At 64.3% G+C, this 7,629-nt stretch carries 7 protein-coding genes and 1 rRNA gene; 4 read left to right on the forward strand and 4 right to left on the reverse strand.

From position 1 onward, the window contains the following. Positions 1–39 precede the first annotated feature (39 nt). A 5S ribosomal RNA gene (gene rrf / locus B0920_RS25165) occupies positions 40–152 on the forward strand. A 273-nt stretch (positions 153–425) separates the two neighbouring features. Then, a complete protein-coding gene (locus B0920_RS25170; protein ID WP_078035449.1) occupies positions 426–2,003 on the forward strand; it encodes a methyl-accepting chemotaxis protein in 1,578 nt (525 codons plus the stop codon). A 15-nt stretch (positions 2,004–2,018) separates the two neighbouring features. Here B0920_RS25170 and B0920_RS25175 read toward each other — a convergent pair whose 3' ends face one another. The 4 genes from B0920_RS25175 to B0920_RS25190 form a co-directional block, all read right to left on the reverse strand. Further along, positions 2,019–2,477, reverse strand: a complete 459-nt coding sequence (locus tag B0920_RS25175) for a MarR family winged helix-turn-helix transcriptional regulator (protein WP_078035450.1) — start codon at positions 2,475–2,477, stop codon at positions 2,019–2,021. A gap of 128 nt (positions 2,478–2,605) precedes the next feature. Beyond that, a complete protein-coding gene (locus tag B0920_RS25180) occupies positions 2,606–3,997 on the reverse strand; it encodes a hypothetical protein (RefSeq protein WP_229456869.1) in 1,392 nt (463 codons plus the stop codon). Then, positions 3,994–4,395, reverse strand: coding sequence for a DUF305 domain-containing protein (locus B0920_RS25185; protein WP_229456870.1), 402 nt, complete (start codon positions 4,393–4,395; stop codon positions 3,994–3,996). Before B0920_RS25185 ends, B0920_RS25180 begins: the two co-directional genes overlap by 4 nt. A 5-nt stretch (positions 4,396–4,400) precedes the next feature. Beyond that, positions 4,401–4,721: a CzcE family metal-binding protein gene (locus B0920_RS25190; RefSeq protein ID WP_179119294.1), complete on the reverse strand. Its 321-nt coding sequence runs from the start codon at positions 4,719–4,721 to the stop codon at positions 4,401–4,403. 225 nt (positions 4,722–4,946) lie between these two features. Here B0920_RS25190 and B0920_RS25195 point away from each other — a divergent pair, with 225 nt between their 5' ends. Continuing rightward, entirely contained in the window at positions 4,947–6,377 is a 1,431-nt protein-coding gene (locus B0920_RS25195; protein ID WP_078035453.1) for an aldehyde dehydrogenase family protein, read from the forward strand. Between the two features lie 10 nt (positions 6,378–6,387). Beyond that, on the forward strand, positions 6,388–7,290 hold the full coding sequence (locus tag B0920_RS25200) for an AraC family transcriptional regulator (protein WP_218669416.1): 903 nt from the start codon (positions 6,388–6,390) through the stop codon (positions 7,288–7,290). Positions 7,291–7,629: the final 339 nt, after the last annotated feature.

The following is a 7,629-nucleotide window of genomic DNA, read 5'->3' on the forward strand; positions in this document are numbered from 1 at the left end:
CAGAGCCGTAGCCAACCGCTGCGACTCGTACAAGTTATGCCTGATGACCATAGCAAGTCGGTCCCACCCCTTCCCATCCCGAACAGGACCGTGAAACGACTTTGCGCCGATGATAGTGCTGCAACCAGTGTGAAAGTAGGTTATCGTCAGGCTAGTTATATGAAAAAGCCCGCTCAGTGATCTGAGCGGGCTTTTTGCTTTCTGGCGCCAGTGCCTCCCATATCGCGTACTCGATCTGACGGATTCAACGGGATCGGCGTAAACGCAACTCTTCCCGCACCAATATCTGGCTTATCGTCCAGAACATCTTGCAATTCGTCTAGCGCCCTCTAGCCAGGCGATTACTTTCCTATAATCAACTCAGCAGCCGTCAATTCCGTCAGTTGCCTGCGCCCGGCGCGCCAACTCCATCGTTTCCTCTTCCTATGCGTAACCTGTCAGCCCTCAGCACCCGCGCCAAGCTCGGCATTGGCTTCGGTCTCGTCGGTATCCTCATCGCCGTGCTGGCAGTATTTTCCTGGCGTGGTCTCGGCAACGTTGGCGTCGAGCTGGCACAACAAAACGCCGCCCGCACCGCCAAGCTCGAACGCTTGTATGCCATGCGCGAAGCGCTTGCCCAGACGGGTCTCGCGGCGCGCAACGCCTACGTGTTTCCGGATGAGGCCGACGCTAGCCGCGAATTGGCACTGCTCGATACGCAAAAGGCCCTTTACCTCGAGCAACTGCAGCAACTGTCCCCGCTGTTCGCCGGCAATCAGGAGTTCGCCAGGATGCGTGAGGGCCTGTTACGCATGGCGACGGAGTTGAACCGCCCGCGCCTGTACCGGGACGCAGGCCAGCTCGAGGAATACGCCACCTTCCTTGTGAAGGAATGCAGCCCCCTGCGTCGCCAGATCGTGGCCGATATCGACCAGGTCATCCGCAATGTGCAGAGCGAGGTCGATGCAGGCACCCGCGATGCAGAGACGTCGATCACCGCTGCCAAGGTGACGATCGTGGTCGTCTCGCTCGCCGCCCTCGTACTGAGCGTGGTGGTAGGCGCCGTCATCACACGCAACCTGCTGGCCCAGCTCGGCGGGGAGCCCAGCGAAGTCAATCGCATCGCGTCCGCCATCGCCGCGGGCGACCTGACGGTTGACGTCGCCGTGCGGAAGGATGACAACACCAGCGTCATGCATGCGATGCGCGACATGCGCGCCAGCCTGCTGGCGATCGTCAGCGAAGTTCGCAACGGCACTGACCTGATCGCGCACGCCTCGAACGAGATCAGCGCTGGCAACAACGACCTGTCCGAGCGCACCGAGCAACAAGCGGCATCGCTGGGACGTACCGCGGCCTCGATGAAAGAACTGACCGACGCGGTCGAGCAAAACACGGCGCATGCGCGCCACGCCAATCAACTGGCCGGATCGGCCAGCGAGGTCGCGGCCAAAGGGGGAGAAGTCGTGAGCAACGTGGTGCACACGATGCACGAAATCCACGCTTCGGCGCGCAAAATCTCGGACATCATCAGCGTCATCGACGGCATCGCCTTCCAGACCAACATCCTGGCTCTGAATGCCGCGGTCGAAGCCGCACGCGCTGGTGAACAAGGACGGGGCTTTGCGGTAGTCGCGAGCGAGGTGCGCAACCTGGCCCAACGCTCGGCCGCAGCGGCGAAGGAAATTTCAGCCTTGATTGGAGAATCGGCCGGGAAAGTGGACGAGGGCGCGCGCCTGGTCGAGCAAGCCGGCTCCACGATGAGCGAGATCGTCGCCAGCGTGCACCGCGTGAGCGGCATCATCGCCGACATCGCCGCAGCCAGCGAAGCGCAGCATCATGGGATCCAGCGGGTGAACCAGGCGGTCGGACAGATGGACGATGCGACGAAACAGAATGCCGCCCTGGTCGACGAGGCGGCCGCGTCGGCCTCCGCCCTGAAGGACGAGGCGACGACGCTGCTGCATGCGGTGCGCGTGTTCCGCCTGGAGGCGAAGAACACGCCGCGCCGGATTGCGGTGTAAAAAACGCGGTGCCGCTCAGCCGGCGCTGTCGTTCAGGTTCTTGCGCAAGCCGACCAGTTGGTCGCGCAGGGCGACCACTTCGTCGAGCGAGCATTTGGTGGCCTTGCCGACCACCGGCATCAGGCTGGCCGCTTCCTTGCGCAGGGCATTGCCCTGTTCGGTCAGGCTGATGATGACTTGCCGCTCGTCGCTGCGCGCACGGGCGCGTTGCACCAGGCCCTGGGCTTCCATGCGCTTGAGCAGGGGAGTCAGGGTGGCGGAATCAAGGAACAGGCGTTCGCCGATATCGGAAACGGTGAGCTGATCCTGCTCCCACAACACCATCATCACGAGGTATTGTGGATAGGTCAGGCCAAGCTTGGGCAGCAGGCCGCGGTAGACGCGCATCATGGCCAGGGACGTCGAGTACAGCGCAAAGCAGAGCTGGTCGTCGAGGGCCGGGGTGGCGTTGGTGGGGGAAGTCGTCGTGTTCATGCATCCAATATAGATCGTGCGCTAGGCAATTGCAAGCGATTGTTACTCGTCCGTTACAATTTCCCTGCGCATGCCATATCGACATGCGGCCGGGCGCAACCACCATGTCCGCCCGGCCGACTTCCTGGTCAGGGCGCGTCGGCCAGCGCGGCGTCCCGCGCGGAGGGCGAGGCCGCCCCCTCCATCACCAGGACTCGTTGTCCTGGGGGAACCTCAGCCGCATTCGCGCCGCCGTAGCTTTTGACCGGGCCGATCACGGTACCGTTGGCGGCGCCGGCGGCGTCGGTCAGGAAGCTCGCGGTGGGCGTGCGCTGGCCTGCCAGGAACAGGTTGTACTGGGTGCGCGGCTTGAGCTTGAACAGCGATACCTCGAAGGCGTCGATGACGCCCAGGTTGCGCGCCACCACGAAACCCCGGCCCGTTCCCTGCACCGCGCGCAGCGGGACATTGACCGGATCCTCGTTCATGCGCGGCGCCAGGTTGGGCGCCGCGCCGGCGGGCGCCACGTCCGGCAAATAGACCAGCGCCTGGGGCGCCTGACCGCCGCCCATGCGGGCGATCGTCGTGTTGGTGGCGGTATCGATGACTTCCACGCCGTCGCCGTTCTCCAGTCCCACGTACATCCGGCTTCCGTCGCCCGAGGCCCAGATCCCGTGGGGCAGGGCCCCGGTCGGGATGGTCGTCAGCAGGCGCGCCTCCTTGCCGGTGCTGAACACCTCGACCGCGTTCTCTCCGCCCACCGTCACGTAGGCCAGCACCTCACCGCCGACCTTCGCGAACGCCAGGTGATTGGTGATGAAGCCGGTATCGATCACCCCCGCCACCTCGAGGCTGCGGGTATCGATGCGCGTGACCTTGCCCACGTCCTTGTGGGTCATCCACACTTCGCGATGGTCGGGCGTGAACTGCAGGAAGGGCGAGAACGGGCTGACCACCGGTATGCGCTTGATCACGCGGTGGCTCTTGACGTCGATGACGTCCAGCTCCGGCGTAAAGCTCGACACCACGAAGGCCAGCTTGCCGTCCGGGTGGAACTGCACCATGCCCGGTCCGGGCGCGGTCTGGATGCGGCGCTTCTCCCGGAAGCTCACCGGATCGATCACCGAGATATAGTCCTCTCCACGCACGACCACCCACGCTTCCTTGCCGTCCGCAGTGAAGAAACCTTCGTGCGGCGAACGGCCGATATAGGTCTTGCCCTTTACCGTATTGGTCGCGGTATCGATGAAGATCGCCGAATTCGAGCCGTTCGACACCACCAGCAGGGTCTTGCGGTCGGGCGAAAAGCCCAGGCCATGCACGTTGATCTCACCCTTGTACAGCGGCGAGAGCACGTCCGGCCGACGGTTGCCGAGCCGGATCTGGCCGAGCAGGCGGTTGGCCGAAGGATCGAACACCGACACGGTGTTGGTGTTCTGGTCCGCCGTGTACACACGGTCGGTGGGCGCCGGCGCGGCGACCGCGCACCAGCTGGCCCCTGCCGCGGCGAGACCCGCGGCGATGCGCTTCAGTGCAGTCATGGCTGTCCTTTCGTTTGGCTGTGCTGCGCCAGCCAGGCGCGCATCAGGTTGATCTCGTTCTGCTGCTCCGCGATGATGCCGAGCGCCAGGTTGCGCAGCGCCGGGTCCTGCGTATGCAGCAGCACGGCCTTGGCCATGTCGATCGCGCCCTGGTGGTGGGGGATCATCATGGTGATGAAATCGTGCTCGGCGCGTCCGTTCATCGGAGCGCGGCGCATGCCCTCGTCCATCACCGCCATGGCGTCGGCCATCAGCGTGGCGAAGGACTTGGAGCTGACCGCTTCAAAGTGCGGCGGCGGCACGCCCGGTGGATTGCCATGTCCGTGTCCGTGTTCGTGTCCGGTCTGCGCCAGGGCGGCGCCGCTGGCGAAGACGAGAGCAAGAGCGAGTGTGCGCATGGCGCTCATCCGGGGAAGTAGATCGGGTTGGGCAGCACCCACACGCGCACCGCGCCTTGCTGCACGAGCTCAGGCGCGATGGTGTTCAGGTCCAGCACCGCTTCGCGCGTACGGGTGTTGAAATTCCAGCCGATGCGTTTTCCGTCCACGACGAACTGCACCGTTTCGCCGTCGTACACGTTGACGTTGCGGGTGCCGGGCTTGATGTCCACCTGGCGCGCCGAGCTGGTCGCGGCGGCAGGAGTGCCGTAGTCGGCGGCGGGGTTGTCGGCGGCATGGGCGCAGGCGGCGAGGGTGAGGGAGAACAGCAGGGGCAGGGCTTTCATGGCTTTCCTTTCGAGGTCGTCATGCAGCACGAGGGCTGCGATGGAGACCAGCTTAAGGAGCGCGCCCTGTCCAGAGCATGACGCGAACATGACAATGCTGTCATCCTGGCCTTGCCCAATCCCGCCGGAGATCGGCAGGATCAGGCAATCGTTCGGCAGGATCCTCATACCGCTCCTGGGGCGCGCGCTCGTACCATGGAATCTCTACATCGACCGGAGAGATCCATGCAGAACATCGACACTATCTACATCAACGGGCGTTTCGAGACCCCGCACGGCACCGAGCTGATGACCCTGATCGACCCGGTGACGGAACAGGAAGCGGCCCGCGTGCGCCTGGCCGACGAGGTGGACGCCCGGCGCGCCATCGCGGCGGCGAAAGCCGCTTACCAAGCCCTCTCGGGCGCCACGCGCGAGGAGCGCATGGCCTGGCTGCAGCGCCTGCATGAGGTGGTCGCCGCCGCGGAAGACGAGCTGACCGCGCAGATGATCGAGGAGTACGGCGGGCCGGTGCGCTTCTCGCGCCCGACCGCCAGGCGCGCCGCCGCGTCCTTCGCTTCCGCCCGCGCCCTGCTGGCGGATTACCAGTTCGAGCGCCAGATCGCCAGCGCCCGGGTGCGCATGGAGCCCCTCGGCGTAGCGGGGCTGATCACGCCGTGGAATGCGAACTACGGCTTCATCTGCAGCAAGCTGTCGATGGCGATCGCATCGGGCAGCACGGCGGTGATCAAGCCCAGCGAACTGAGTGCGCGCCAGACCGCGCTGCTGACGCGCATCCTGGACCGCGCCGACCTGCCGCCCGGTCTCTTCAACATCGTGACCGGACGCGGCGATACCGTCGGCGCCGAATTCACCCGCCACCCGGACGTGGCCAAGATCTCCTTCACCGGCTCCACCGCGGTCGGCAAGACCATCATGCGCGGCGCGGCCGACACCATGAAGCGCGTGACCCTCGAACTGGGCGGCAAGTCGCCGACCATCCTGCTGGACGACGCCGATTTCGCGAAAGCGATGCCCTTCGCGGCGGCCGCGGCCACGATGAACAGCGGCCAGGCCTGCCTGGCGGGCACGCGCCTCCTGGTGCCGCGCGCGCGGATCGACGAAGCGCATGCGCTGATCGTCGCCGCCTTCGAGTCCTTCCGCGTGGGCGACCCGCGCGACCCCGAGACCCACATCGGGCCGATGGTCACGCGCACCCAGTACGAGCGCGTGCAGGCCTACATTCGCAAGGGCCTGGAAGAGGGCGCCCAGCTGCTGACGGGCGGACCAGGGCGACCGGAACATCTGGGGGCGGGCTATTTCGTCAAGCCGACGGTATTCGGCATGGTCCGCAACGACATGACGATTGCGCGCGAAGAGATCTTCGGACCGGTACTGTCCGTGATCGCCTATGAGGACGAGGAGGAGGCGATCGCGCTGGCCAACGACACGGTCTACGGTCTGCACGCGTACGTGTTCAGCGGCGATGTGGCGCGCGCAAACCGCGTCGCGCGACGCATCCAGGCCGGGCGCGTCTTCATCAACGGGCTGTATGATGAGCCATTGGCGCCGTTCGGCGGATTCAAGCAATCCGGCCTCGGGCGCGAGTTCGGCATCTTCGGCTTCGAAACCTATCTGGAACCCAAGGCATTGCTAGGTTATGAACAATCCCTCTGAGCCTATCCTCATGGCGGAGCTCCTGCAGGTCGTGCGCCGCCAGTTCGCCGCGTCGGCCCACGACAAGGACGATCTTGCCACCGCCTTGCCTTGGCTTGGGCTGGTGCGTCGCCGTGCGGCGACCCCGGTAGGACGCGGGATGCTGCAGCCGTCGGTGTGCCTGATGGTGCAAGGCGAGAAGGAGATGTTGGTCGGCGATCGCGTGCTGCGCTATGCGGCCGGTAGTTATGTGCAGGCGGGCGTGACCATTCCGGTGTCCGGCCAGATCGTGGACGCGAGCGAGGACAGACCATACTACGGGGTGCGCATCGATCTCGATCCCAAAGAGATCGCCGCCTTCATGCTCGAGATGCAGATCCCGATACCGCCTGGGCAGGAGGACGCGCCGGCGGTGACCGTCGAGCCGGCCGGGGAGGCCTTGCTGGAGGCTTTCCTGCGTCTACTCCGTCTGCTGGATCGGCCGGCGGACCTGCCGGTGCTCGGGCGCTTACTGAAACAGGAAATCCTGTATCACCTGGTGAGCGCCCCCGGGGGCGCCACGCTGAGTCGGGGCGTCCTCGGCGGCCAACACGAGCATGCTGTCGCGCGTGCGATCTCGTGGATTCGGGAGCACTACGACGCGCCATTGAAGATCGCCGAGCTGGCGAAGCAGGTCCATCTCAGTGCTTCGGTCCTGCATCGCCGCTTCAAGGCGGCCACGATGATGAGCCCGCTCCAGTACCAGAAACAGCTCAGGCTGCTGGAGGCGAGAACCATGCTGATGAGCGGAAACGCCGAGGCTGCGAGCGTTGCATTCAGGGTCGGCTATGAGAGCCCGTCCCAGTTCAGCCGCGAGTACCGCCGCTTGTTCGGAGCGCCGCCCTTGCAAGACGCACAGCAGTTGTCTGCGAACGCTGTCGACCCCTTGCGCTGACACCTGCGCATTTGCTATAGTGCGCCTCCGCTTCGGAACGGGCAGGAAATCGTTAACGTAATCAAGTGGTTACGATGACAAGCTCAGCAGAAATATCTGCGACGAAGCAAAAACAGGATTGACGAAGATCGCGAAACACTGCATAATCTCGTTCCTCTGCCGCTGACGAACACAACGCTTCGTCGAACAAGCGGCAAGACAGAATTCGAAGTTCTTTAACAATCAACAGTCGATAAGTGTGGGCGTTTGATGAAGGTGCCAGTGACCTCGGTCACTGATTACTTAAATTATCAAATGTTCACAAAAAATACGAACCTTCTCGAAAGAGAAGAATCGTCA

It is taken from the genome of Massilia sp. KIM (genome assembly GCF_002007115.1).
Taxonomy (GTDB): domain Bacteria; phylum Pseudomonadota; class Gammaproteobacteria; order Burkholderiales; family Burkholderiaceae_D; genus Telluria.

Excerpts from the sequence above, each read along its gene's own strand:
- B0920_RS25200 (WP_218669416.1), top strand. The coding sequence starts at position 6,388 with ATGGCGGAGCTCCTGCAGGTCGTGCGCCGCCAGTTCGCCGCGTCGGCC.
- B0920_RS25195 (WP_078035453.1), top strand. The coding sequence starts at position 4,947 with ATGCAGAACATCGACACTATCTACATCAACGGGCGTTTCGAGACCCCG.
- B0920_RS25175 (WP_078035450.1), bottom strand. The coding sequence starts at position 2,477 with ATGAACACGACGACTTCCCCCACCAACGCCACCCCGGCCCTCGACGAC.
- B0920_RS25190 (WP_179119294.1), bottom strand. The coding sequence starts at position 4,721 with ATGAAAGCCCTGCCCCTGCTGTTCTCCCTCACCCTCGCCGCCTGCGCC.
- B0920_RS25180 (WP_229456869.1), bottom strand. The coding sequence starts at position 3,997 with ATGACTGCACTGAAGCGCATCGCCGCGGGTCTCGCCGCGGCAGGGGCC.
- B0920_RS25170 (WP_078035449.1), top strand. The coding sequence starts at position 426 with ATGCGTAACCTGTCAGCCCTCAGCACCCGCGCCAAGCTCGGCATTGGC.
- B0920_RS25185 (WP_229456870.1), bottom strand. The coding sequence starts at position 4,395 with ATGCGCACACTCGCTCTTGCTCTCGTCTTCGCCAGCGGCGCCGCCCTG.